Source organism: Pacificoceanicola niger (genome assembly GCF_048553275.1).
Classification (GTDB): Bacteria; Pseudomonadota; Alphaproteobacteria; order Rhodobacterales; family Rhodobacteraceae; genus Pacificoceanicola.
In genome coordinates, this window is record NZ_JBLZMW010000046.1 from 1 (window position 1) to 2,256 (window position 2,256).

A 2,256-nucleotide genomic window follows, 5' to 3' on the forward strand; every position below is an offset into this window, starting at 1 on the left:
CTCTGTAACCGGTGTGCCGATCACACGTTGACGAGATAGTTCCACGGAAGGAGATCTGCGATCTGGCTCTGTGGATGCCCCTCGGCGATTTCTTTCAACGTTTTGGCCAGCCAGGCGTGGGGATCGACGGCGTTGAGCTTGCAGGTCTCGATCAGCGACGCAATGACGGCCCAGTTTTCGGCCCCGGCATCATGTCCGGCGAAGAGTGCGTTCTTCCTGTTCAGGGCAATCGGGCGAATGGTTCGTTCGACGGCATTGCTGTCCAGTTCGACCCGTCCATTGGTCAGGAACAGGCACAGTCCGTCCCAGTATTTGGCGATATATTTCAGCGCCTCGCCCAGGGGCGATTTCGACGCGACACGGGCGCGGTGGTGGGCGAGCCAGACTTCCATTTCGGCGACGATCGGTGCAGAGCGCTCCTGTCGCGCGGTGAGGCGGGCCGCGGGATCACTCCCCCAGATTTCTGCCTCGATGCGATAGAGTTCGCCGATACGCTTCACACCTTCTTCGGCAATCGGTGCAGAACCGGTGCGGGTAATCTCGACCAACTTGCGGCGGGCATGCGCCCAGCAATAGGCCAACCGGATCTCGGGACCGGCGCGGTCGGGCGCGATCAACCGGTTGTAGCCGGCATAACCATCAACCTGCAGGATGCCACCGAAGCCGTCCAGTATCCGTTCGGCATAGCCGCCGCCACGACCCGGCGCATAGGTGAAGGCCACGCCCGGCGGGTCATCTCCGCCCCAGGGCCGGTCGTCGCGGGCCAGAGCCCAGAAGTAACCGGTCTTGGTCTTGCGCCGCCCGGGATCCAGCACCGGGGCTCGGGTCTCGTCCATGAACAGCTTGGTCGACCGCTTCAGGTTGGCGATCAGCGCGTCGAAGACCGGGCGCAATTCGAAGGCCGCCCGGCCGACCCAATCGGCCAGGGTCGAGCGGTCAAGGTCGACACCCTGACGGCTGTAGATCTGCGTCTGACGATAGAGGGGAAGATGGTCGGCATACTTGCTGACCATCACATGGGCGATAGTTGCCTCGGTCGGCAGCCCGCCTGGGATCAGGCGCGCCGGCGCCGGGGCTTGCACGACACCATCGGTGCAAGAGCGGCAGGCATACTTCGGGCGGCGGGTCACGATCACCCGGAACTGGGCGGGGACGATGTCCAGCCGCTCGGAGACATCTTCGCCGATGCAGTGCAGGCAGCCACCACAGACGCAGGTCAGGCTCTCGGGCTCGATCACCTCCTCGGTGCGCGGCAGATGTTTGGGGAGCGATCCCCGATTAGCGGCGCGGGGCCTGGAGGTTCGCTTGGTCGCGGGGACATCAGCTGCCTCCTCGGCATGAACCACGGCGATCGCCGTTTCCAGATCCTCCAGCGCCAGTTCAAACTGGTCCGGGTCGCTCTTCTCGGATTTCCGGCCGAAGGCCGCCTGCCGGAAGGCGGCGACCAGCTTCTCCAGCCGCTCGATGCGGTCGTCCTTGCGCAGATTGCGCGCCTCCGAGGCGACCAGCATCGCCTTCAGGGCAGCAATGTCATCGGGGAGATCGGCGGCGGACAGCATGGCTATCGTTTATCAGAACCAGGCGCCGATGCCCTCGCAAAGCACCGTCCGAGTCATCCTGCCGCAGCTATTCGACGGCTTCCGGCGCGCGTGCCGAGACGGCCCGGACACGGCGCCAGTCGAGCCCGGCGAACAGCGCCTCGAACTGAGCATGGCTGAGCGTCATCAGCCCGTCCCGGATGGCAGGCCAGGTGAAGCTGTGCTCCTCCAGCCGCTTATAAGCCATTACAAGGCCGGTGCCGTCCCAGTAGAGCAGCTTCAGCCGATCAGCCCGCTTTGCGCGGAACACGAAAACCGTTCCGGTGAACGGGTCCTTGCGCAACTCGTTCTTCACCAGCGCCGCCAGCCCGTCATGCCCCTTGCGGAAATCGACCGGTTTCGTCGCCACCATGATCCGCACACGGTTTGACGGGAAGATCATGCCGATCCTGCCAGCGCACGCGCGACGGCCGCGATCCGTTCCGCCGACGCGCTGGTTTCCAGACGGATCGTTACCGGCCCCATGATGATCTCGACACTCTCTTCGGCAGCAGCCTTTTCGGGCGGCGGTGCTGCAACGACCATCGCGGCGAATTCGACCTCGTCTTCCGGGGCAGGCAACACCAACTTGCCCTGTCGCGCCAACGTTCGCCAAGATGACAGATGGTTCGCCTTCAGACCATACCGGGCTGCAACCTCGTTGACCGTGGCTCCAGGC

The 2,256-nt window shown here is 64.4% G+C and carries 3 protein-coding genes; all 3 read right to left on the reverse strand.

Annotated elements, in window-relative coordinates:
• Positions 1-20: 20 nt before the first annotated feature.
• On the reverse strand, positions 21-1,559 hold the full coding sequence (gene tnpC / locus ACN2XU_RS24165) for an IS66 family transposase (RefSeq protein ID WP_419412888.1): 1,539 nt from the start codon (positions 1,557-1,559) through the stop codon (positions 21-23).
• 67 nt (positions 1,560-1,626) lie between these two features.
• Positions 1,627-1,980, reverse strand: a complete 354-nt coding sequence (gene tnpB / locus ACN2XU_RS24170; protein ID WP_419412889.1) for an IS66 family insertion sequence element accessory protein TnpB — start codon at positions 1,978-1,980, stop codon at positions 1,627-1,629.
• A partial coding sequence (locus ACN2XU_RS24175; RefSeq protein WP_419412890.1) for a transposase occupies positions 1,977-2,256 on the reverse strand: 280 nt, incomplete at its 5' end. The genes tnpB and ACN2XU_RS24175, both read right to left, overlap by 4 nt.

Coding starts and splice junctions, on each gene's coding strand:
- tnpC (WP_419412888.1), bottom strand. CDS start 1,559: ATGCTGTCCGCCGCCGATCTCCCCGATGACATTGCTGCCCTGAAGGCG.
- tnpB (WP_419412889.1), bottom strand. CDS start 1,980: ATGATCTTCCCGTCAAACCGTGTGCGGATCATGGTGGCGACGAAACCG.